Raw genomic sequence first — 22,921 nt, forward strand, 5'->3', positions numbered from 1 at the left:
TAATCAGTATCGCTGAATCTAACGTTGAGTTAATCGCCAAACTGGTTTATGCTTTTTAACGCCTTAACTCATCTCCCTTGTAAGGAAAAAAAATGTTTGAACGTATCGATTATTATGCCGGTGACCCGATTTTAGGATTGATGGACAAATTTGCCGCTGACACCAATCCAGATAAAGTCAATTTGGGTGTTGGCGTTTATTATGATGAGGATGGCAAATTGCCTGTCCTTGAGTGTGTCAAAACGGCGGAGCAGCGCATTGCTGATCCTATCTCTCCTCGTCCGTACTTGCCAATGGCAGGCTTACCCGGCCACCGTAAAGGTTGTCAGGAATTGCTATTTGGTAAAGACGCGCAAATCTTACAAGACGGTTTGGTAGCAACCATCGCCACTATCGGTGGTTCTGGCGCATTAAAAGTCGGCGCAGAGTTTATCCATGAATGGTTCCCACAATCTAAATGCTACGTCAGCGACCCAACGTGGGGCAATCACATTGCTATCTTTGAAGGCTCTGACGTCGAGGTCGGTAAATATCCGTACTACGATAAAGCAACCAGCAGTGTTAAGTTTGATGAAATGATTGCATTTTTTGAAACTTTGAATAAAAACGATGTTGTCTTGCTGCACCCTTGCTGCCATAACCCAACCGGTATGGATTTGACTCGTGAACAGTGGGATACCGCGCTGACTGTCATTAAAGCGCGTGAATTGATTCCATTTATGGACATCGCCTACCAAGGCTTTGGTAAAGACATGGACAGCGACGCTTACGCGATTCGTAAAGCAGTCGAGATGGGTCTACCCGTATTTGTCAGTAACTCATTCTCTAAAAACTTATCGCTATACGGTGAGCGTGTCGGCGGTCTATCGGTCGTGTGCCCAAGCACTGACGAAGCGGAGCGCGTCTTTGGTCAGCTAAATGCAACCGTGCGTCGCATCTACTCAAGCCCACCATCACATGGCGGCCTCGTGGTCGATATCGTCATGAACGACGAAGCGCTACATGAGCAATGGGTTGGCGAAGTTTATGCCATGCGTGACCGTATCAAAGCCATGCGCTTAAAGCTAAAATCAGTATTGGAAGAAAAAGTCCCCGGCCGTGACTTCGATTATTTAACTGAGCAAAACGGTATGTTTAGCTTTACCGGTCTGACGCCTGAACAAGTTGAAAAACTCCAAAGCAAATATGGTATCTACATGGTTTCGAACTCACGTATGTGTGTGGCGGGCTTAAACAGCAGTAATATCGACTATGTTGCCAATGCCATGGTTGATGTTTTAAAAGACTAACTCTCTAGCGTAATTTTAGAAAAACTATGTGATTAAAAAGGTTGAGTCATGACTCAGCCTTTTTTTATGTCTGCCACTTTCTAAAAAAATGTATAAAAAACACTGTACAAAAAACCTTGCAATCTATTTGGCTATAAATTACATTATACGTAAGTAGTTAATTATAACGTAATTCAATACACGCTTTAGCAAGGAGCTTCCCATGTCAACGATTGACAAAAACCTCACCTCATTTATCGATATTGCCGCCGATTCCGACTTCTCTATTCACAACTTGCCTTATGGTATTTTTAGTGATGCTAAAGACGCTACTGGTAACAACAACCGTCGCGCAGGTGTTGCTATTGGTGAGCAGGTATTAGACTTATCAATACTCGAAGCAGAAGGTTTATTAAGTTTGGCAGGCGGCCCCTATTTTGATCAGCCAACCCTAAACGCCTTTATTGATTCTGGTCGCGGCAACTGGACCAAGGCGCGCAGCACCATTCAAACCTTATTGTCTGCTGATAGTGACACACTGCGCGACAACAAAGACTTGCAGGCAAAAGCGCTGTTTAAGCAAGCAGACGTCACCATGCATCTGCCTGTTCACGTACCAGGTTTTACCGATTTTTACTCATCTAAAGAACACGCGACCAACGTCGGCACTATGTTCCGTGACCCAAAGAACGCTCTACTAGCTAACTGGACTGAAATGCCCGTCGGTTATAATGGCCGCGCCAGTACCGTCATCGTTAGTGGTACGGATGTAATACGCCCATCGGGCCAGCTGAAACCCAATCCTGACGAACGTCCTATTTTCTCACCTTGTAAGCGCCTTGATTTTGAGCTTGAAACCGCCTTTGTCGTCGGTAAAGGTAATAACATCGGCCAACCGATTGCGGTAGATGAGGCTAATGATCACATTTTTGGCATGGTGCTACTCAACGATTGGTCAGCTCGCGACATTCAAAAATGGGAATACGTACCTTTAGGCCCCTTTAATGCCAAGACCTTTGCCTCTGAAGTATCACCTTGGATTGTGACCATGGATGCGTTAGCGCCGTTTAAGACTGCATGCCCAACGCAAGAACCAAAACCACTGGCTTATCTCAATGAAAAAGACAGTAACAATAGCTTTGACATCAATTTATCAGTCGAGCTGTTGCCTGAGAATAGCGATGAAGCAACCGTTGTTTGTGAAACCAACTTTAAATATATGTATTGGTCCATGGCGCAGCAGCTCACCCACCACACCATCACCGGCTGTAAAGTAGAAGTTGGTGATATGATGGGTTCAGGGACGATTTCGGGACCGACGCCAGACTCTTATGGCTCAATGTTAGAGATTGCTTGGAATGCCACCAAACCCGTCACTTTAAAAGGCGGCGAAACGCGCAGCTTTATCGAAGATGGCGATACCGTGATTATGAAAGGTTATAGCGAAAAAGACGGCATTCGTGTTGGCTTTGGTGAGGTACGCGGCAAGGTCTTGCCGGCGCTTAGCTTTGATTTTGACAAATAAGTCTATTTCATAAAGTAATTACAAATCAGACAAGCGTAAAAAAATTACTTAGGCTGTTAGACAATTATCACTACTTAGTTTAGCGAAATGCTGACAGCCAATTAAGTTGGACGCTTTATCAAAAGGAGTTTGATATGAGTTTTAAAATTGAAAAAATCCATCACGTGGCCTATCGCTGCAAGGATGCTAAAGAAACCGTTGAATGGTATAAAAAATATCTCAATATGGATTTTATCTTAGCATTCGCTGAGGACCATGTCCCCTCGACCAAAGCCTTTGACCCTTATATGCATGTGTTTTTAGATGCCGGTAATGGCAATGTCTTGGCGTTTTTTGAAGTGCCCAATCAACCTGAAATGGGTTTTGACCCCAATACGCCAAACTGGGTGCAACACTTAGCCATGAAGGTAAAAGACCGCGATGCGTTAATGGCGGCAAAAAAGCATTTAGAAGAAAATGGCATCGACGTAGTCGGCGTGACCAATCACGGTATTTTTCATTCTATCTATTTCTTTGATCCTAATGGCCATCGTATGGAACTTACCTACGATGATAGTACCTCAGAAGAAAAAGTCTCGATGATTACGGAAGAGATGAAACACGAGATGCTAGATGAATGGTCGCGCACCAAACGTGCGCCCGTTCATACGCAGTTTTTACATGCAGAAGAACTCGCTGAAGCAAGAGAAGTCGCACCCGTTGGTGAGTAACAGCGTCAATTTATGCAATAGTTAAAACTTATTTTATTCAGTAGTTAAGTTAAATAGTAAGTTTTGACTAAGCTATTTGATAGCGTCGCGCAATGGCTAGTATTTGCTCGACCACGTTATGTTGCTCACTCATCGGTAACTGCTCGGTGGTACCAATGATAGTAATGGCATATTCTAATGGCAAGCTTTCAGCAGATGGTTTGTCATTAGCAGATAGTTGATTGTTGCTAAGCGGCTGATTAGTGGTCGAGGTATTGCTTTCTAGTGGCGGCACAAGCACTGGAATGGTAATGGCATTAATCCCCATTAACATATCGCCGGTAACTGTGGCATAGCCTTGGGTAAGAATTTTGGCGCGCAACTGGTTAAAATTCTGCCATCGCTCTGCGATAATGTCTTTATCATTTGTCTGCCATTCAGCGATAACCAATGGCTTAATAATCGTTTCTGGCTGATAACTGGCAAACAGCTGCCCTGTTGCCGACGTCGTTAGCGGCATACGTGAACCGATACGAGTAATGATACTAATCGGGCTATCAGGCTCAACCGATTGAATGATAATCGGACCTTCGCTGAACCATTTGGCGATTTGAACCGCACAGTTTACCGTGCCTTTAATCTCTGTTGCCACATGCGTCAGGCGCTCTAATAGGTTGTGTTGATTGAAGTCCGCATGCCCAAGCGAATTTCCTCGAGCGCCAAGCCCATAACGCCCATCACTGAGCTTACGTGCATAATTTTTACGAATAAGACTGACCAAGTAGCGATGACACTTTGCTGGATGCATCTGTACAGCTTGAGCGACGTCCTTTAACATCATAGGCTTATTTTGATCGATAAGAACATCTAACACCGACAATCCAACCTCAAGTGACTGCACGCCACCTTGGTTTTTATTGGTAGTAGGATTGTCTGGCAGGTTTTCAGATACGGGCATGTTTTGCTCAATTAATTATTTACTTTATCAATAATTATACCCATTTATATACCCAACAAGACAACATAATAAAAGGAATAAATAATGATGACACTTTATGGCTATTTTCGCAGTAGCACGTCTTATCGTACGCGTATCGCGATGAACCTAAAAGGCTTAGATTATGACTATATTGCGGTTAATTTGGCGCAAGATGAACAATTAAAAAACGAATTTTTATCGCTTAATCCACAAGGATTGGTGCCTGTTTTACAAGCCGATGATTTGCTGTTATTTCAAAGTCCCGCTATCTTAGAATGGTTAGAAGAGGTTTATCCTAAAAATCCATTATTGCCTAAAGACGCTGCGGGGCGTATGCAAGTACGGGCGTTAAGCGCAATGATTGGCTGTGATATCCATCCGCTTAATAACCGCCGTGTTTTACAATATCTACGCAATGAGCTGTCGGTAGATGAAGCTGAGGTCATAAAATGGTGTAATCGCTGGATAAGTGAGGGTTTTGCTGCGTTAGAAAAACGCTTAGTCGCTGACAAAACTCACGGGAAATTTTGCTACGGTGACAGTCCGACCTTTGCAGATTGTTATTTAATTCCGCAAGTTTCTTCGGCGCGGCGCTTTGAAGTGGACTTAAATCCTTACCCAAGTATTGTCCAAATTGACGCCCATTGCCGCACGCTAAAAGCCTTTGCTGACGCCGACCCTATGCGGCAACCTGACGCACCAAACGCTTAACCTTAAAGAAACAACCTCTAAAAAAGGACTACCCTTAATTTAGAGGTTATTAAATAGGGATAGCTTTCTATTTATATCACTGCTCAAATTTTCATCTCTTTTTGCGTGACCGCCACTATCTTAATAGGTACCGCACATAGCCATGACATGCCGCCACTACAATAAAAGCAGCCATTTTTAAATGACACGATATAGGCGGTAAAATCATTACCACATTGATCCTTTATCGCCTCCTCATCACTTTCATCATCGACCGCACACTATACTCGCTTATAACCTCGTTTAAGTAGCGCGCGGGTTAAATCGCTCCCTTTTAGCTCATTATTCATACCAAGCTCCTTGGCTATCTTGCTTTAACATTACTCAATCCATAAGAATGATACTAGCCCTAACACCTTTCTATTTTATTAAAAAAATACAGCGTAGGTCGTTAAATTAGTCAACAACTTCCGATTTCTTCTAGAAACTCTAGTGTATAACTTTAGTAGCAAAACTGTAACATAAAAAAGCGATATTCCCGACAGACGGTAGGTATTTAAGGACAAGCGGTATAAATTTATACTTTTTTGCAAGATGCGCCTTATTCAAGGATAGATAAAATAATGAGCCCAAAATTAAGCTCAGTCTTTTATAATTTCTATTAGCAATAGAGGCTAAAACTCATAATAAAATCAGGTAAAATAGTGGTTATGACCGCTCTTATTCAACCTACCCCTCGTAAAATTATTCATATCGATATGGATGCTTTTTATGCCAGTGTGGAACAACGCGACTTTCCTGAACTGCGCGGCAAGCCCTTAGTCGTTGGCGGAGATCCAAATGGTCGCGGCGTGGTTGCGGCGGCAAGCTATGAGGTGCGTCAGTTTGGTGTACGCTCCGCCATGTCGTGTTATGAGGCGCGTAAACGTTGCCCAGATGTCATATTTGTGCAGCCGCGTTTTGATGTCTACCGCGCGGTCAGTCAAGATATTCGCCGTATCATGCACCGTTTAACGCCGCAAGTTGAGCCATTATCATTAGATGAAGCCTATCTTGATGTGACAGGATTGAGCGTACATCACGGCTCAGCCACGCTAATGGCGAATTGGCTGCGGGCACAGATTTTAGCGCAGACAGGGCTTAATGCCTCTGCAGGCGTGTCGTTTAATAAAATGCTCGCCAAGATTGCCTCTGATATTAACAAACCTAATGGTACGGCAGTTATCACGCCAGCGGATGCCGACGCCTTTATTAGCGCGTTGCCCATTGAGCGTTTTCACGGTATTGGTAAAGCGACTGCTCGGCGCTTGCATGCGATGGGTATCAGTAATGGCGCTGACCTACGACGCACGCCCGCTGCGCTATTGGTTAATGAATTTGGCAAGCGTGGTCAGTTTTATCACGACATCGCTCATGGCCGTGACGAACGCCCCGTTAAATCGCAGCGTACGCACAAGTCGGTTGGCTCTGAGACGACTTTTAGGGATAATTTGAGTCATGATGATGAGCTACGCAGACAAATCTATGAGCAAAATACCGATGCCTTTAATCAGTTACGCAAAAAACAGCTCATCGCCTATACCATTACCCTTAAAATAAAATACGCTGACTTTACCCAAGTTACGCGCTCACATACCTTGTCTACCGCTTTTGATAGCGCCGAATCTGCCCATTACTGGCTTGATAAGCTGTTTTTAGATATTCCGCGCTTACTGCCTATCAGGCTTGTCGGAGTGACGTTTTCTTCATTGATGCCTGCTACTCAAATTTTGCCACAGTTAGATCTGTTTGAATAATGGCACTTTACTTGCAAAGATAAAGCTAAATTTTAAGGACTTAATAACTATTGCTTAGGCTATTTAATTTATTTTCAGCTTTAATATGAACGGTAGCAGCTGAGGAAAACGTTCTTTCATATCTGCATTTCTGCTACAATTACGTCAAAATCTCTATATACTGAAAGACTGACTATGACTGATTCTCAACCTGTAAACTTAGATACGACTTGCGCCGATACTGCTGAAAAAAATCTTGACAAGAGCAGCGTTAAAAACACTAATAAGATGCTAGATAAAAATGCTGAAGTTTTAGAATATCTAAGTGTTGATGATTATGATTATGAACTGCCTGACAGCTTAATTGCCCGTTATCCTTTAGCGCAGCGTTCGGCGTCAAAATTATTATATTTAGCCACCAATCAGCAAAAAGATAGCGACAGCCAGATTATAGACAAACAATTCTCTGAGCTAGCCGATCTGCTAAATGCGGGCGACCTAATTGTCTTTAACGACACCAAAGTCATGAAAGCGCGCTTGTTTGGGCAAAAAGATACGGGCGGTAAGATCGAAGTGCTGATTGAGCGTTTGGTTAACATTTTAGATTTAAATAGCACAGTCTTACAGCTAGAAACGACAGATGGCAAGAGCATTAACCAAGAGCATATTGCCCTTTGTCATGTTAAAGCCAGTAAAGCACCTAAGCTTGGGCAACGCTTAGAAATTGCAGATGGTCATATGCAGGCTGTGGTCATAGGTCGTCAAGAGAACTTATTTATCTTAGCTTTTGAAGCGCCGATTTTGCCAGATTTAGAGCGTCATGGTGAGCTGCCTATTCCGCCCTACTTTGAACGCCACGCCGATGCGACCGACAATACCCGTTATCAGACGGTTTTTCATGACCCAGCCAAGCTTGCCAGCGTTGCTGCACCGACGGCCAGCTTACATTTTGATGAACTCGTCCTAGATAAGCTGGCTGCTAAAGGTATTCATACTGCTTTTGTTACCTTGCATGTAGGGGCTGGTACGTTTGCGCCAGTCAAAACTGACAACTTACTCAATCATACCATGCATAGCGAATACGCTCATCTGCCTCAAGTTACCGCCGACCTCATCAACCAAACCCATGCTAATGGCAAACAGGTGATTGCAATAGGCACGACAGTGACCCGCGTCCTTGAGACCGCTTATCAAAAAACAACGATCAATGGACAAGCGCTTTCTAGCTGGGCGGGTGATACTGATATCTTTATTTATCCTGGGTTTAGATTTGGTGTGATAGATAAACTGCTTACGAATTTTCATTTGCCAAAGTCTACGTTGCTCATGTTAGTCTCTGCTTTTGCAGGTAAAGCCGCGATTGAACAAGCCTACCAACATGCCATTAATAACCAATATCGATTTTTTAGCTACGGCGACGCCATGTTACTTGATAAAAAAATAAGAGCGCAAGCGTAAACATTAAGCAAACAATAAATATATTGTTTATAACGACGGTGAAATAAACTGGTAAACTAGGGCGTGTCTTCAATTCATCTTACAATGAACGATAGTACATGCCAGATAAAGCATTGACTTAAAATTACGAGCTAACTTTTCATAGCGAGTAGCGATACTACGAAAATGCTTGAGCCTTGCAAACATATTTTCAACAAGATGACGTAGCTTGTACAAGTAGCTATCAAATTCTGGATTAGGCTGTTTGGCATTCTTCCTTTTAGGGATGACAGGTATCATATTATGGCTTCGAGCTTTATCTCTGATAGTCTCTGAGTCATAACCCTTGTCAGCAATAAAGTAATCAGCTTGTCCAATCATGTCAATCAGTTCACCTGCAACTTGACTGTCGTGGACGTCACCCCCAGTGATTTTAAAATGGAGCGGATATCCATCGGCATCACAGGATAGGTGTATCTTTGTAGTTGCTCCGCCACGGCTTTGTCCAATTGCTCGATCTTCACCACGCCGAGCTCCACTTGCATGCTGGTGACAGCGAACATAGCTTCCGTCTGTGAATACCCATTCCGTATCAACTTCTGCTCAAAGGCTAAAAAAAAATTCTCCCATAAGCCAGTTTTCGACCAGCGGTTGAAACGACTATAAGCTGTTTTCCACGAACACAATTCTTCAGGTATGTCACGCCAAGGCGCACCTGTGCGTAGTTTCCACAGTATGGCTTCCATGACCTCTCGACTGTTTTGAGTGTGATAGCAGCCATGCTGTGTCATCGTTGATTGCAATTGATCCCAAAGCGTATCTGTTAGTGCTGTTCTTGCCATAACTTGTATTTCTCGCATTGTCTCAATAGATGCGGTATTGTAACTATTATTTATGGCTTATCCAATTGAAGACATGCCCTAAACGCTATTTTGTTATAACAACATAGTTGATACTTATTTTTAAAGGGCTGCACATGTCTTGTCATTTATCTCATCGCTTGACTACGATACATCGCTCAGTATCAATGGCGCTGCTTTATTCGGTCAGTTGTGCCGCACTTATGTCTAATGCCCAAGCGGCTACCATGGGTAAGACTATCATTACCTCAGCTCAGCATGAACCTTTATCAGCCAGTATTGTTGTTACTGACATTCAAACCCCTGATTTCTCCGCGAGTTTAGCTGACCCTACCCTTTATCAGCAAATGGGTTTGTCTCCTACTGATTCAATGACGGTTCGTTTTCAGCCTACTTCAGCCACCAGTGGGCATGTCTTTATTACGACCACAAAACCTGTCTCTCAACCTTTTGCTGATGTGGTTTTAGCGATTAATGATGGGGCGCAGCGTAGCGTTATCCCTAAGACATTGCTTATGCCACTTGATGGCAGTTTGCCCATCAATCCTTCAAAAAATAGTGTGACAGCAGCAAACAAACTTAATCTACCGACTGTTTCTCCTACTAACGCGCAACCGTTAACAGTGAGAAAAGGCAATCCGCCTCCATTATTACCTGTCTCTCAGACTCCACCCACTCAATTGCTAGCTTCAAAGCCAGTAACTATAGAAACCTCTGCCCTTAGCATTCAACTACCGAGTAGCCAAGCCTCGGCATCTCAAGTTAGTAATATTCAGGCGCTTACAGCAACCAGTTTATCGCCAGTCAGAACGATGACGCAAAATAACGCAACGACTTCTCCTGTCAATCGTTTGAATAATAATACCGATATAAATAAAGCCCATATAAATAAAAATGCAACTATGCAGACAAACACTACGCCAAACCCAACTGGTGCTTTAGACAAAAATAAAACTGCGCCAATGAGTGAGCAAATCTTTGATATTCTAAATGTAAAAATTACTCGTCAAATACAGCTTAAGAATAATAAAAACAACGATATTAGTAATAATGCCGTCATGGTCACTGCATCTACTACAGTAGCGCCTTATAGCAATAGAATAACTGCTCAAAGCAATGCTGACAATAACACTATTATGAACGCGCCTTTAAACAGGGCACCGTCTAGCGAAGTTTCTTATAGTAATGCTTCCACAAACCAAATCGCATCAAAACCTAATATCCTGACAACTGAGCCTTCTATAAAAACGGGCTTTTTAGGCTTAGTAAATACCGCAGCGAATAATGATAATAACTCCAAGATTACCTATACGGTACAACGCAACGATAACTTATGGGTTATTGCCCAGCAAATCGCAGAAAAAAACAATCTTGACGTTCAAACCGTGATGAGTGAGATTCAAGCACAAAATCCGAAAGCTTTTATTAATAAAAACGCCGATCAACTAAAAGCTAATGCCGAGTTAAGTCTGCCTAATTATGACGTGATGCCAACACAGAAGAAGTTGCAAGAAGCCATTAGTACTCAAAAGCAGTATCCTAGCCAAGCAAATACACCTACTACCAAAAAATCTGCTGCGCTAAAACCTGCCCCTAAAGCAGCAAATGAGAAACCCGTAACCAAAAAAACGCAGATATTACCAGCCGCCCAGTTTTCCGTGCTCGCTCCTGGTTATGAGGGTAGCGCCGATGGCACTAAAACTAAAAAAGGCGTGGCAGCGGGTAATGGGCTTAGTACAGATGTGTTAGATATTCTTAAGTCATCAAGACAAAGTACCGCAGACCAAGCGCAGCGTTTATCAAAGACCAACAATACGCTTGGCAGCTATACTAAAAAACTGCAATTACAAAACCAAAAACTGGCGGAGCTACAAGCTCGTCTCGAAAAATTACGCAATCAATAATTGCCTAGCCGATCAGTGTCGTATGCTGAAACCATGATCGTAGGTATAGGAGTAACTATGGACAATATGCTATATATTATCGCTGGATTGGTATGTATTGTACTAATAGCAGTCTTAGTCATGCGCAAAAACAAAGCGCAAAAACCACCAGCACAGTCAAGCATAAAAGCAGACAGAACAGCGACTTTACCAAAACATACCGCTATCAAAGGTGCCGCTACTCAAGCTAATGTCAATAGTGATAAGCGATTTGATCATATTGAGATAGCACAGCGTTTTATGGAGCAACAGCGCTATGATAAAGCCATTGAAACTCTCAATCGTGGTCTCGCTGAAAAACCAAATGATAGCCAGTTAACTCTTAAACTACTAGCAGTATACGCAACGATAGATGAGTCTGATAACTTTAGCAGAGTCTATGATTCTATTAAAATGTATGGTGATGCCCAAAGTATCGCTCAGGCTGATGACTTAAAAGCATTGCTGACTGAAGAACAAAATCAAGCAGCCGAACGTGCGTTGCCAGCTGATAACAATCAAGACGCTGGCTTTGAAAGTATCGATTTTGATTTACCAGCGAACAAAATCGAGAATAACGAGCCAACCATTGATCCCAGTATTAACGAACAAGCAGCTAATCGTCAAGAATATAAAAACGATTTAACCGCTAGATCAGATAGTACATTAGAAACTTCTAATGATTTTGATAATAGCGCGCAAGATTTTGACCTAAGTTTAGATGACTTAGAACAAGATATTGATGAGCCAGCTGCTACTAGTGCCGCACCTGTCATTGAGCTAGATATTGCCGATGAGGAAAGCTTATCAACATCGACGGTCAGCGGCGCAAATGACAACAATAGCGATAGTGAGCTGGATTTTGACTTCGACTTAGCAGAACAGGATAATACTGCGTCGGAAACTAATACTTCTTTGTCTAAAAATGATTTAAACAACGCTGATGATGAAATAACATTAAATGATGAAGATTTTGTCTTAGACTTAGCAGACTTAGAGCTTGATACAAGCGAAGCTAATGTGAATCTTAATAATGAGTCTATGACAGACGTCAGCTCATTAGAAGATGATTTTGCTTTATCTCTTGATATTTTAGATGATAATAACGACACACCAGTTGAAGTACAATCATCATCAGATGAAAATTCTGCTGTTATTGATGATAGCTTGAATGATTTAGATGAATTTGACAACTTTGTTCTTGAAGACCATCCATCAGAGAATAACCGTGTTTTGGAAAGCAATGTCATCGACGAGATTAGTTTCGAAGATGTGGATACGACTGACCTACAAACGAATGCGACAGCAGCCTCAAGTAACGCGCCAACTACTGACAGGTTCGATGACAATACTTTGATTGATGATGATTTTGACTTCGAGTCTTTATCCGCTGCACCAACAGCGACGACACCGGTTGAAGTTGAAAACGATTATGATGTCAGTAGTGATATCAATAGCACTGATACGCTAGATAACGCTACTATTGAGACTGAGATTGAAGCCACAGAGGACTTTTCATCACGTTTTGCCGCGGACTTTGATTTTGTTAAAACCTTAGACAGCAATCAAGTCACCTTAGACTTAGCCAGTCAATATGTGCAATTGGGCGAATATGATAGTGCCAAACGTTTACTGATTGAGGTCATTAACCAAGGTAATAGCGAGCAGCAGAGTCAAGCGCAAGCACTCCTAGATCGCACTGCATAAAAAGTAGCATTTTCTTCCATCAGCAAGTATTCTATTAGCATAAGAATACTTGCTGATTTTTTTGCAGTTAGCTTTTCTACTATTTAACGTGCTAAATTACTCGTATTATCATCACCTTTTCCAATACTCTCTGATTGTGGCCATACTATGCCCTCTTCTGCTATGAAAAGAACACTCTCCACACCTACTCAACTCATTTACGCTGGCGGCACTTTTGGCAGTTATGGACGTCCATTAGCGCCATTACCAGCAGATATTTTTTTGCCAACGCTGCAACAATTATTGGCTGAACACAGTGCAGCTACGCACCTAGCGCCCGTATCTTGGTTAAATAACGGTCTGATTAAGGACAGCAGCCAACTTACCCCTCACGATTTTATTCATTTTTATCAGCTGTTGTTATCGGCTTATGCACAAAGCCATAAACGCTTTGTTTTAATTACCGGTACAGACACCTTGAGTTACTTAGGGGCTTTTTTGGCTGAGGCTTTTGCTGGCAGCGATATTTGCGTTGTCGTTACGGGTAGCATGCGCCCCTTACTCGATAGTGATGTGCTAGATGCTCATACGATTGATACCCATAGCGACGCTTGGGACAACCTCACTGACGCATTAAAACTGGCGGCAGCTGGTGAATCAGGTGTGAAGATTAGCTTTGGCGGCGAATCATGGCCTGCCCAAACCGTGCAAAAGATACATAGTCATGATTTTATGGCGTTTACCGGTCACTCACGAGCGGCATATCCGGCCAATAGTTATATCAAAAGCTTATCAGATACCCGCCGCCAGCATTGGCTAGATGACCAGCAAGCACTGCTCAGCACTATCGAAGCTCGGGCGGAGCAAGCACGCGTTCACGCTTTATATTGTTTGCCAAATGATACGGACGTTTTAAACAATCAGCTGCGCGCCTTATTATCACAGCCGCCTTGTGGCATTATTTTATTAGGTTTTGGCGCTGGCAATGTACCTTACTCGCCAGCTTTAGCAGAAACATTGCAACTGGCTTATGAAAAAGGTCACATGCTGATATGTGCCAGTCAATGCCCGTTTGGCGGCGTTAGTGACACTTATGCGGCGGGCAGTTGGCAATACGATTATCACGTGATTGCCGGCGGCCGCTTAACCATTCCCGCGATTTATGCGCGCTTGCTATGGCTATTGGTGCGTTATGATACCCCGGCCAGACGGCGTCAGCGTTGGTTAAATAATGTCAATCAGGCCGGTACTACTATCAAAAAACGCTAAATAACTATTCACTGTTTATCACTCTATAAGCTTTAACATGACAATACCTGAGACAGAAAATATCAAAAATGACAACATTAAAACTGAAACCGCAACTGAAAACCGAGCAACTTATACCTTAGCCATTGCCATCGAGTTTTTAGGCACAAATTATCACGGTTGGCAACGACAACGAGAAGTGCTTGGCGTCCAAGAAGCGTTAGAAACCGCTATCAGCAAGGTCGCCAATGAGCCAGTAGAAGTAGTGGCAGCGGGGCGTACGGATTCAAGCGTCCATGCCAGCAATATGATTGCGCATTTTGTCACTCATGCTTATCGTCCTACCCATAACTGGCTACGCGGCATCAATAGCTTATTACCCGATGATATTGCTCTGCGCTGGATTCAACCGATGCCCGCTGACTTTCATGCGCGCTTTGGCGCGATTGCCCGCCGTTATCGCTATATCACTCTTAATCAAGCCCAGCGCCCTGCTATTTTAAACCATCAAGTGACTCATATTTATGAGCCGCTAGATTTAGCGGCGATGCAATTAGCGGCGGCTGATATTGCCGGTACTCATGATTTTAGTAGCTACCGCGCTGCCGCTTGTCAATCTAATCAGCCTATTCGCCATGTCAGTCACGCCAGACTATTTGCGCATGGGCAGTTTATCGTTTTTGATATTCAAGCGGATGGGTTTTTACATCATATGGTGCGCAATCTGATGGGCACCCTCTACGCTATCGGCCGACATGAGTTGCCGCCAGCCGCCTTTTTAGATATTTTAGCCAAAAAAGACCGTAGCATTGCACCGCCAACCGCTTCAGGTGACGGCCTGTACTTTATCAATGCCTACTATCCTGAGCGCTTTCAACAGTTATTGCCAAACGCGCCTTTGACGCCTGTTTGGCTTAACCTGCCTGATTAAATAATGAGCGAGCTTTATTAGCACAAGCGGACATACATATCACTTACAAGCTGTCAAGTAAAAATCAGGTTCTGTATTGCTTTAATCCGCTAACTTGCGTATAATATGGTCTTATTTTTAATTGATTGATAGATAAAAAATTATGGCAAAAGACGATATTATTGAATTTGAAGGTGAAGTCATCGACACCCTTCCAAATACGTTATTTAAAGTTCGCCTAGAAAACGGACACGAAATCATTGCGCACATTTCAGGTAAGATGCGTAAACACTATATTCGCATTTTAACTGGCGATAAAGTTAAGGTTGAGATGACGCCTTACGACTTATCAAAAGGTCGCATTACTTACCGTGGTAAAAACTAAAATTTTATTACCTAAAATGGTTATAACTGCATTGATGTAAATGCTTGAGTGGTTTAACTGATAATAATAATGACATTGCTAACCTACTCATTATTACCTAGCGAATTTTAGTGTTCTAATATCAGTTTTTTGCTTTTACCATAAAAAAATACCGCTATTGTAGCGGTATTTTTTTGTCTTCATTTTAAGGAGTAGGCTTCAAAGTCTAATTATTCTATACATAACAACTTCTTATTTAAACTCGACCGTGGCACCATCTTGAATCACACCTAACAGAGCTAAAGCATCCCAGTTAGTCAGGCGGATACAGCCAGCCGATGCTTGACGGCTAATACGCGCAGGATCTGGCGAGCCATGAATACCGTAAGAAGGCTTACTCAGCCCTATCCATACCAAACCGACCGGATTGTTTGGGCCTGGCGGAATGATAGACTTACTGCCATCGTCACCCGTATAGGTATAGTTAGGCTCATGCACTTTTACTTCTACCGTATGCGTACCTGTTGGTGAGGGCGTTGCAGTACTGCCTACAGTAGTCGGATAGCTAGCAATTAAGTTGTCTTTATCGTCATAAGCATATAACGTTTCGGTTGCTTTATCAGCAACGACACGGCTCACAGATTTGGTATTTGGATTGCCCGGGTTATAAACAGTAATGGTTTCGCCGGCGCTGAATTTAGCATTAGGATTGAGCGCTTTAAGATATTTTTCGCTCATATGGAACTTTTCTGCTAAGCCTTCCGTTACGCTTTCATAATACATGCCATCGAGCTTGGCTTTGGCTTCTGCGCCAGCGGGAATGGTGGTGGTTTTGATATTAACGTCATCTTCGCTCAGCTGATAACGAACCAATACTGGCTGCGTCGTTAGCTTTTCATTTTTAGTCAATGCTTGCCAAGTCTCGTTATTTAAAGTATCCGTTACCGTCAAGCCATTGGCTTTTTGAAACGCTTGCATGGCTTTGATGGTGTTCTTACCCCAATATCCATCAACTGCACCTACGCCATTTTGGTTCCAGTTTAATAGAGCTTGCAGCTTGGTAGTAGTATCACGATCTCTCTTCATTCCTTGTTTCCAAGTAGCACTATTTACCTTTTGCGCCTGCACTGGCAGATTTTCAGTTGTATATTTAATCGTTGGTAAGTACTTATTTAATGACGTCGCTGCTTTACTATTACTGGCAACTTTTTGACTGACGCCGTTGGTTACTGGGCTAATATCTTTATTATTGTCAGTTTTAGTATGGTCAGTGGCAGCAAAGCTTGGACTCATCACTAAAGCCGCCGATAAACCCAGTGCTGCTAATGCGCTAGTAATTTTTGTTACTTGATACATGTAAAACTCCTAGAATTTTTATTGGTATTGTTCTTATTAGAATTTAATGAAAAATTGCCTATCAAGACCCTTTGTTTATAAATATTTTATTTAGAGCTTAATGGTTTTTAAATTATTATGATGTCAGACAAAAATAGTGCAGATAAACAATCTCTACTTTAATAGGCTAATGAGCTATTTATAGTGACAGATCGGCGTGTGAGGATATAACAGCTTTGTGTTAATTAAACCTATATCCTGCGGTAGCTGTGTTAAAAAAAGGCTTTTTTTGCGACTATTTGAGTAAGTGTGTTACCTTCCATAAATGCGCCGTATAGGCATAAAAAAACCCATAACTTGCTTAGCAAATTATGGGGATATTACTCTTATGATTTAGAACTAATTAGGATGTAGAAATATCAGCTTCTATTAAAGCGGTATTCATTAGGCCAATTTTGCCAAAACCGCCTGCCCCATCTCTTTACAGCCTACTTGTTTAAGCCCCGTCTCACTACGATCGAGAATATCAATGGTACGTAAGCCATCGTCAAGCACTTCACTGACCGCTTGCTCAATCGCTTGTGCCGCGGTTTCTTGTTTAAAGGTATAACGCAGCATCATCGCCACCGATAAAATAGTCGCCAATGGATTGGCTTTATCTTGACCGGCGATATCAGGCGCTGAACCATGGCAAGGCTCATACATACCTTTACCTGCCTCATCAAGGCTCGCCGATGGCAGCATGCCGATAGAGCCGGTCAGCATGGCTGCTTCATCAGATAAAATATCACCAAACATGTTGCCCGTGACCATGACATCAAACTGTTTAGGATCTTTAATCAGCTGCATACAAGCATTGTCCGCGTACATATGCGATAACGCTACGTCATTATAATCCGCTTCCTGCATCTCAATCATCGTCTGCTTCCACAGCTCGGTGACTTCTAAGACATTGGCTTTATCGATTGAGCAAACCTTGGCGGGCGTACCGGCTGCTTGTGCGCGGGTTTTTGCCAACTCAAAAGCAACTTTACCGATACGCTGAATTTCACTGGTGCTATAAACCATGGTGTTATAGCCTTGCTGCTCGCCATTTTCTAGGGTACGAATACCGCGCGGCTCACCAAAATAAATACCGCCAGTCAATTCTCGAACGATTAACAAGTCCAAACCTGAGATAATTTCAGGCTTGATGCTTGAAGCATTAGCAAGCTGCGGATAAAGTTTAGCCACACGCAGATTGGCAAACAAACCAAGCTCGCTACGAATTTTCAGCAGACCACGTTCAGGACGTTTGCTACGTTCGATAGCATCCCATTTAGGACCACCCACAGCACCTAGTAACACAGCATCTGCTGCGCGCGCACGTTGAAGCGTTTCTTCTGGTAGCGGTTCACCCGTTGCATCAACCGCCACACCGCCAATTAATCCAGATTCTAGGGTCAAACCTAAAGCGAACTTATCATTGACAGCATTTAGCACATCAATGGCTTGAGTCATGATTTCAGGGCCGATGCCATCGCCTGCTAATGTTAAAATCGTTGCCATATTAATCCTTGTGGGTAAATGGGGAAGTAAGTTGTTGTTTATGGTATTGCTAGTTATAGTATTGCTAGCAGGCTTATATAGCCTGTTAAAAAACGACTTCTTGGGCAATGGGCTGCGCAAGAAGTCAGGGTCTATCGTCAATATTTAATAATTACTTGTATCTAACTTTATCTATCCAGCTTTGGTTTTCACTTTATTTTTCGCTGCTGATGGCGTTTGAGCGGGCGCTGCCTTAACCACACGAGTTTCTACAAACTCTCCTTGGTGCTCAGCCCCCATCTCTTTACAAAAACGGCGCTTTACGCTGTTGCCTTGATAAAGATCGACACACAATGGCTCTGGAGAAGCCGTTTCTAACAAGCTACCTGAATTTGCGCCAGATTTTTTTTGGTAAGCACGCAGCTGATACGTACCTTCTTCCATAAAGTCGTGAATCATCGCAAAACGCTCAACGTAGCCCAAATTATTTTCTGGATAAAAATTAATCTGCACTTCGCGCTTCGCAGGTGTGACTCGCGCATAATAATTGGTAAGCCCAGGCATAGCAGACGCAGTTAAGGGAACAATTTTAATGGCGTTTTTATGGCTCAGCGGTGTCATATCCATCGCAATGGGCACGGAGACCTGCTTATTGCCGGCACGACTTTTGCCATTTGCCTCTTGTGTCTTGACTAGCATAGTGGGATTGATCGGCTCATGAGTCTCACTGCTTATAATGCGTGTCTGATCAATGCGCGCTATTTCACAATGATACGTTCCCACGCAGGCGATATTTACTTCACCAGCGACGGGTTTTATTTTGCCTGTCCACGCTTTGGCATTCTCTGCCGAGTCTATCTGCTGATAGCCCGTCAACAATTGACAGCCAGATAATAATAAGCTTGCGGCAAGAGCCGTGCCTGTCCATACAGCAAAACGTGTTTTATTCATAATGGCGTCTACTATTTATAAGGAAGAAAATACAATAAGGTAAAAAATAGATTGCCATTCATTTTAGCCACTTAATGCCCATAACTCAACGCTGTATTAGCGCTGAGCTCTTTTTTATGTCGATTAAAATGTTCATATGAAGCGTTTTTATCAAAGACTAAGCTCTAACCTCATTGAATATCCAAGGTGTTTTTTGCATCATCTTATGCTCATATTCTTTGATAGCATCGCTTTGCTGCAAAGTCAGCCCGATATCGTCAAGACCATTGAGCAAACAATGCTTACGAAACTCATCGACCTCAAAAGCGTACTTTTCTCCGGTTGGGGTGATGACCACTTGGCGCTCAAGATCGGCAGTTAATTCATAGCCTTCATTGGCGAGCGTCGCTTTCATCAAAGTATCGACAATGGCTTCATCTAAAACGATTGGGAGCATGCCGTTTTTAAAGCAGTTGTTATAAAAAATATCGGCAAAACTTGGTGCAATAATCGTGCGAAAGCCATATTCTGAAAGTGCCCAAGGCGCATGCTCACGGCTTGAGCCACAGCCAAAGTTTCTACGTGCCAGCAAAATGGTTGCACCTTGATAACGCGGCTGATTTAGGACGAAATCTGGATTAATCACGCGAGTGCTACTGTCTTGACCCGGATAGCCTTCGTCAAGATAACGCCAGTCGTCAAATAGATTGACGCCAAAACCGGTACGTTTAATAGACTTTAAAAACTGTTTGGCGATAATTTGGTCGGTATCGACGTTTGCGCGATCGAGCGGACAAACGATACCCGTTTGGGTGTTATAAGCTTGCATAAGATTTCCTATCAAATATATTTATTATTGATAAATAAAGCACAGAATCAAAAGTTAAAACGTGCGCACATCGACAAAGTGACCTGCCAATGCTGCTGCTGCTGCCATCGCTGGGCTGACCAAATGCGTACGACCGCCATTCCCCTGACGACCCTCAAAGTTACGGTTAGAGGTTGAGGCACAATGCTCCCCGGGCTCTAGCTTATCGGCATTCATCGCCAAACACATAGAGCAGCCTGGCTCGCGCCATTCAAAACCTGCATCTGTAAATAAGGCATCCAAACCTTCTGCTTCTGCCTGCAATTTCACTTGCCCAGAACCTGCTACCACGATCGCTTCTTTAATATTATCAGCAACCTTACGGCCTTTAATCACTGCTGCGGCATCCCGTAAATCTTCGATACGTGAGTTGGTGCATGAGCCAATAAAAATACGATCAAGCTGAATATCAGTAATTTTTTGCCCAGCGTCTAAACCCATATAAGTATAAGCGCGTAACCAACCTTCTTCTTGCGCTTCATCAGCCGCTTGGTCAGGCGTTGGCACCGACTGGGTAATATCCACAACCATCTCAGGTGAAGTGCCCCAAGAAACCTGCGGCGCTATCTCACTACCATCCAACTCAATCACGCTATCAAATACCGCATCATTATCTGAATACAGGGTGCGCCAATAAGCTTCGGCTTGCTCCCACTGCTCCTCGGTTGGCGCATAAGGACGACCTTTGACATAGTCAATCGTCGTATCATCGACCGCCACCATGCCGACGCGTGCACCCGCTTCAATTGCCATGTTACAGACGGTCATACGACCTTCCATGCTCATGTCTTCAAATACTTGCCCTGCAAACTCAATGGCGTACCCTGTGCCGCCAGCCGTGCCAATTTTGGCAATGATAGCAAGTACCACATCTTTTGAGGTCACGCCAGCGCCAAGCTTACCGGTGACTCGGATTTGCATGTTTTTTGATTTCTTTTGAATCAAACACTGGGTGGCTAGTACATGCTCAACTTCTGAGGTGCCAATACCATGCGCTAAGCAGCCAAGGGCGCCATGAGTAGCGGTATGCGAATCACCACAAACCACCGTCATACCAGGCAAGACCAAACCTTGCTCAGGACCGACCACGTGCAAAATACCTTGACGCGCATCATTAATGGTGAATTCAGCAATATCAAACTTGCTACAGTTCTCATCCAAGGTCAGCACTTGCAGACGCGATACTTTGTCTTTAATACCAGACACACCCTCTAAGCGCTCTTTGGTCACTGTTGGCACGTTGTGGTCGGGGCTTGCGATATTAGCCGACAGACGCCATGGCTCTCGGTTGGCAAGCTCTAAACCTTCAAAGGCTTGCGGACTTGTCACTTCGTGCAGCAAATGGCGGTCGATATAAATCAGGCTCGAACCATCGTCACGCTTGCTGACTTCGTGAGCATTCCAAAGTTTGTCATATAACGTTTGACCGGCCATGTTGCTATCCTTTTATTTACTAATGACTAAATGGCTTATTACTTTACTAATGAAGGTATGACTTAATCTATTTGCTGGCGCACTTTAAGTTGCTGTTTACATCTAATATTTAATTAACCAGAGATTTTATAAAGGCAAATATTTTATAATAATGACTATTTATAGTGCTACAAGCTTGGTAAAACAAGCAATACGCTGTCAAAAATGCGCTTAACAGAATAAATATGTCACAATACGTCTTGATGTCTTGTGATTATAGCAGGCTAATCCTATAATAATAATTGATGATTTTTACATAGTCACAAACTTTTATTTCTAATTCATTTTGATTAGGCCAGCCAACTTTTAATTATAGCTCGCTACTAGCTAAGGACATCGGTGTGAATACCACAAATTTGACGACATTCGTCACGGTTATGCAAACAGGCAGCATTTCAGGTGCCGCAGAAAAGCTGTTTATCACTCAGCCTGCGGTCAGTAAACGTATTAAAAACTTAGAAGACGAATTTAACATCACCCTATTTGATACAGTCGGGCGCGGTATTGTTCCAACGCAAGCGGCCAGTGAGATGTTGCCTCATGCCAAACGCTGGCTTGAAGATTATGAAAACTTTAAAATCAATCTCCAGCACTCGCAGCATATTGTCTCGGGCAAACTTGTTATCGGCACCAGCCACCATATTGGCTTGCACCACTTAGCCCCAGTACTCAAGCATTTTATCCAAGCTTATCCTGCCGTGCAGCTAGAAGTGCATTTTGTCGATTCAGAAACCGCTCATAAAGCGGTGCTCGATGGCGATTTGTCACTCGCATTTTTAACCTTGCCACCCGTCTATGATAAACGCTTAACCTATCATACCTTGTGGTCAGATCCGCTTTACTTTATGACCGGTACGTTATCACCTTTGGCGACCAAGTCCAATGTGACGCTCGAGCAATTGGCGCGCTACCCTGCTATCTTACCGTCTGCCAATACCTTTACTAGCCAAATCACCTTAGCGGAATTTGCCAAACACAATCTAAAACCTTATGCCACTATGAGCACCAACCCATTAGAATCTATTCGGATGTTGGTATCTGTGGGACTTGGCTGGTCGGTACTGCCGCAAACCATGATCAGTCAAGATTTAGAACGTATCGATATGGCCGATAATATCGAATTGCAGCGCTATTTGGGCGTGGTCATTAATCCAAAACTCACCCAATCTAGTAGCGTAACGGCTTTACTAGATTTGCTTGCTCCGATTGACTAAACCATCTATTCAATCATTGGCAAGCGATTTTAAATTATTCGCTAATCAAGGTATTTATTCGATAAAAAGATATTTATTCGATAAATAGGCGCGTTCGCATTTGTGTGACTCATACGTTATAATACGTCTGACGTTGTTTAGATAACATAATTTTACCTTAACCTCACTGATAATCATATATTGAAGACTTCTAGTAATATATGATAGTAAGCAGTAGGTTT

General features: G+C 43.0%; 19 protein-coding genes. 12 read left to right on the forward strand and 7 right to left on the reverse strand.

The window, feature by feature from the left end:
- The first annotated feature begins 92 nt into the window (after positions 1-92).
- From CXF58_RS07700 to CXF58_RS07710, 3 genes are all read left to right on the forward strand, one after another.
- Positions 93-1,289 carry an amino acid aminotransferase gene (locus CXF58_RS07700; protein ID WP_102077102.1) on the forward strand — a complete coding sequence of 399 codons (1,197 nt, stop codon included), beginning with the start codon at positions 93-95 and terminating at the stop codon, positions 1,287-1,289.
- Between the two features lie 202 nt (positions 1,290-1,491).
- Positions 1,492-2,793, forward strand: coding sequence for a fumarylacetoacetase (fahA, locus tag CXF58_RS07705; RefSeq protein ID WP_068405589.1), 1,302 nt, complete (start codon positions 1,492-1,494; stop codon positions 2,791-2,793).
- 134 nt (positions 2,794-2,927) lie between these two features.
- Positions 2,928-3,503 (forward strand): VOC family protein, encoded by a 576-nt coding sequence (locus tag CXF58_RS07710; RefSeq protein ID WP_068405592.1) that lies wholly within the window; start codon positions 2,928-2,930, stop codon positions 3,501-3,503.
- Between the two features lie 67 nt (positions 3,504-3,570).
- Here the strand turns inward: CXF58_RS07710 and CXF58_RS07715 are convergent, their stop codons facing one another.
- Positions 3,571-4,440: an IclR family transcriptional regulator gene (locus CXF58_RS07715; protein ID WP_068405595.1), complete on the reverse strand. Its 870-nt coding sequence runs from the start codon at positions 4,438-4,440 to the stop codon at positions 3,571-3,573.
- A gap of 84 nt (positions 4,441-4,524) precedes the next feature.
- On the opposite strand from CXF58_RS07715, the gene maiA reads away from it, so the two are divergent.
- From maiA to queA, 3 genes are all read left to right on the forward strand, one after another.
- The gene (maiA, locus tag CXF58_RS07720; protein WP_102077103.1) at positions 4,525-5,172 is read left to right on the forward strand and encodes a maleylacetoacetate isomerase; all 648 of its coding nucleotides are present in this window, start codon (positions 4,525-4,527) and stop codon (positions 5,170-5,172) included.
- A gap of 689 nt (positions 5,173-5,861) precedes the next feature.
- Positions 5,862-6,947 carry a DNA polymerase IV gene (dinB, locus tag CXF58_RS07730; protein ID WP_102077104.1) on the forward strand — a complete coding sequence of 362 codons (1,086 nt, stop codon included), beginning with the start codon at positions 5,862-5,864 and terminating at the stop codon, positions 6,945-6,947.
- 174 nt (positions 6,948-7,121) lie between these two features.
- Positions 7,122-8,384, forward strand: coding sequence for a tRNA preQ1(34) S-adenosylmethionine ribosyltransferase-isomerase QueA (gene queA / locus CXF58_RS07735; RefSeq protein ID WP_180952550.1), 1,263 nt, complete (start codon positions 7,122-7,124; stop codon positions 8,382-8,384).
- Positions 8,385-8,453: 69 nt separating this feature from the next.
- Here the strand turns inward: queA and CXF58_RS07740 are convergent.
- Positions 8,454-9,205, reverse strand: a protein-coding gene (locus CXF58_RS07740; protein WP_228706569.1) for an IS5 family transposase whose coding sequence is annotated in 2 segments (ribosomal slippage) — positions 8,454-8,962 and positions 8,962-9,205 — 753 coding nt in all. Because the reading frame shifts where the segments join, the coding sequence is not laid out codon by codon here.
- Between the two features lie 134 nt (positions 9,206-9,339).
- On the opposite strand from CXF58_RS07740, the gene CXF58_RS07745 reads away from it, so the two are divergent.
- The 5 genes from CXF58_RS07745 (at position 9,340) to infA (ending at position 15,374) form a co-directional block, all read left to right on the forward strand.
- The gene (locus CXF58_RS07745) at positions 9,340-11,127 is read left to right on the forward strand and encodes a type IV pilus assembly protein FimV (RefSeq protein WP_102077105.1); all 1,788 of its coding nucleotides are present in this window, start codon (positions 9,340-9,342) and stop codon (positions 11,125-11,127) included.
- Between the two features lie 57 nt (positions 11,128-11,184).
- A complete protein-coding gene (locus tag CXF58_RS07750; protein WP_102077106.1) occupies positions 11,185-12,852 on the forward strand; it encodes a FimV/HubP family polar landmark protein in 1,668 nt (555 codons plus the stop codon).
- 147 nt (positions 12,853-12,999) lie between these two features.
- Entirely contained in the window at positions 13,000-14,100 is a 1,101-nt protein-coding gene (locus CXF58_RS07755) for an asparaginase (protein ID WP_228706570.1), read from the forward strand.
- A gap of 37 nt (positions 14,101-14,137) precedes the next feature.
- A complete protein-coding gene (gene truA / locus CXF58_RS07760) occupies positions 14,138-15,010 on the forward strand; it encodes a tRNA pseudouridine(38-40) synthase TruA (RefSeq protein ID WP_227678648.1) in 873 nt (290 codons plus the stop codon).
- Between the two features lie 142 nt (positions 15,011-15,152).
- The gene (infA, locus tag CXF58_RS07765) at positions 15,153-15,374 is read left to right on the forward strand and encodes a translation initiation factor IF-1 (protein ID WP_021814850.1); all 222 of its coding nucleotides are present in this window, start codon (positions 15,153-15,155) and stop codon (positions 15,372-15,374) included.
- Between the two features lie 231 nt (positions 15,375-15,605).
- Here infA and CXF58_RS07770 read toward each other — a convergent pair whose 3' ends face one another.
- The 5 genes from CXF58_RS07770 to leuC all read right to left on the reverse strand — a co-directional run bounded on the left by CXF58_RS07770 (position 15,606) and on the right by leuC (position 21,447).
- Positions 15,606-16,709 carry a L,D-transpeptidase family protein gene (locus tag CXF58_RS07770; RefSeq protein WP_102077107.1) on the reverse strand — a complete coding sequence of 368 codons (1,104 nt, stop codon included), beginning with the start codon at positions 16,707-16,709 and terminating at the stop codon, positions 15,606-15,608.
- Between the two features lie 423 nt (positions 16,710-17,132).
- Complete coding sequence (leuB, locus tag CXF58_RS07775) at positions 17,133-18,236, reverse strand: 3-isopropylmalate dehydrogenase (protein WP_102077108.1); 1,104 nt, start codon at positions 18,234-18,236, stop codon at positions 17,133-17,135.
- 171 nt (positions 18,237-18,407) lie between these two features.
- Entirely contained in the window at positions 18,408-19,166 is a 759-nt protein-coding gene (locus CXF58_RS07780) for a hypothetical protein (RefSeq protein WP_102077109.1), read from the reverse strand.
- A 157-nt stretch (positions 19,167-19,323) separates the two neighbouring features.
- Positions 19,324-19,974: a 3-isopropylmalate dehydratase small subunit gene (leuD, locus tag CXF58_RS07785; protein WP_102077110.1), complete on the reverse strand. Its 651-nt coding sequence runs from the start codon at positions 19,972-19,974 to the stop codon at positions 19,324-19,326.
- 54 nt (positions 19,975-20,028) lie between these two features.
- Positions 20,029-21,447, reverse strand: coding sequence for a 3-isopropylmalate dehydratase large subunit (leuC, locus tag CXF58_RS07790; protein WP_068407655.1), 1,419 nt, complete (start codon positions 21,445-21,447; stop codon positions 20,029-20,031).
- A 380-nt stretch (positions 21,448-21,827) separates the two neighbouring features.
- Between leuC and CXF58_RS07795 the strand changes: the two genes are divergently transcribed.
- Positions 21,828-22,700, forward strand: coding sequence for a LysR family transcriptional regulator (locus tag CXF58_RS07795; protein WP_068407658.1), 873 nt, complete (start codon positions 21,828-21,830; stop codon positions 22,698-22,700).
- Positions 22,701-22,921: the final 221 nt, after the last annotated feature.

It is taken from the genome of Psychrobacter sp. Sarcosine-02u-2 (assembly GCF_002836335.1).
In the GTDB taxonomy this organism is placed as follows: Bacteria; Pseudomonadota; Gammaproteobacteria; order Pseudomonadales; family Moraxellaceae; genus Psychrobacter; species Psychrobacter faecalis.

Excerpts from the sequence above, each read along its gene's own strand:
- CXF58_RS07700 (WP_102077102.1), top strand. The coding sequence starts at position 93 with ATGTTTGAACGTATCGATTATTATGCCGGTGACCCGATTTTAGGATTG.
- fahA (WP_068405589.1), top strand. The coding sequence starts at position 1,492 with ATGTCAACGATTGACAAAAACCTCACCTCATTTATCGATATTGCCGCC.
- CXF58_RS07710 (WP_068405592.1), top strand. The coding sequence starts at position 2,928 with ATGAGTTTTAAAATTGAAAAAATCCATCACGTGGCCTATCGCTGCAAG.
- CXF58_RS07715 (WP_068405595.1), bottom strand. The coding sequence starts at position 4,440 with ATGCCCGTATCTGAAAACCTGCCAGACAATCCTACTACCAATAAAAAC.
- maiA (WP_102077103.1), top strand. The coding sequence starts at position 4,525 with ATGATGACACTTTATGGCTATTTTCGCAGTAGCACGTCTTATCGTACG.
- dinB (WP_102077104.1), top strand. The coding sequence starts at position 5,862 with ATGACCGCTCTTATTCAACCTACCCCTCGTAAAATTATTCATATCGAT.
- queA (WP_180952550.1), top strand. The coding sequence starts at position 7,122 with ATGACTGATTCTCAACCTGTAAACTTAGATACGACTTGCGCCGATACT.
- CXF58_RS07745 (WP_102077105.1), top strand. The coding sequence starts at position 9,340 with ATGTCTTGTCATTTATCTCATCGCTTGACTACGATACATCGCTCAGTA.
- CXF58_RS07750 (WP_102077106.1), top strand. The coding sequence starts at position 11,185 with ATGGACAATATGCTATATATTATCGCTGGATTGGTATGTATTGTACTA.
- CXF58_RS07755 (WP_228706570.1), top strand. The coding sequence starts at position 13,000 with ATGCCCTCTTCTGCTATGAAAAGAACACTCTCCACACCTACTCAACTC.
- truA (WP_227678648.1), top strand. The coding sequence starts at position 14,138 with ATGACAATACCTGAGACAGAAAATATCAAAAATGACAACATTAAAACT.
- infA (WP_021814850.1), top strand. The coding sequence starts at position 15,153 with ATGGCAAAAGACGATATTATTGAATTTGAAGGTGAAGTCATCGACACC.
- CXF58_RS07770 (WP_102077107.1), bottom strand. The coding sequence starts at position 16,709 with ATGTATCAAGTAACAAAAATTACTAGCGCATTAGCAGCACTGGGTTTA.
- leuB (WP_102077108.1), bottom strand. The coding sequence starts at position 18,236 with ATGGCAACGATTTTAACATTAGCAGGCGATGGCATCGGCCCTGAAATC.
- CXF58_RS07780 (WP_102077109.1), bottom strand. The coding sequence starts at position 19,166 with ATGAATAAAACACGTTTTGCTGTATGGACAGGCACGGCTCTTGCCGCA.
- leuD (WP_102077110.1), bottom strand. The coding sequence starts at position 19,974 with ATGCAAGCTTATAACACCCAAACGGGTATCGTTTGTCCGCTCGATCGC.
- leuC (WP_068407655.1), bottom strand. The coding sequence starts at position 21,447 with ATGGCCGGTCAAACGTTATATGACAAACTTTGGAATGCTCACGAAGTC.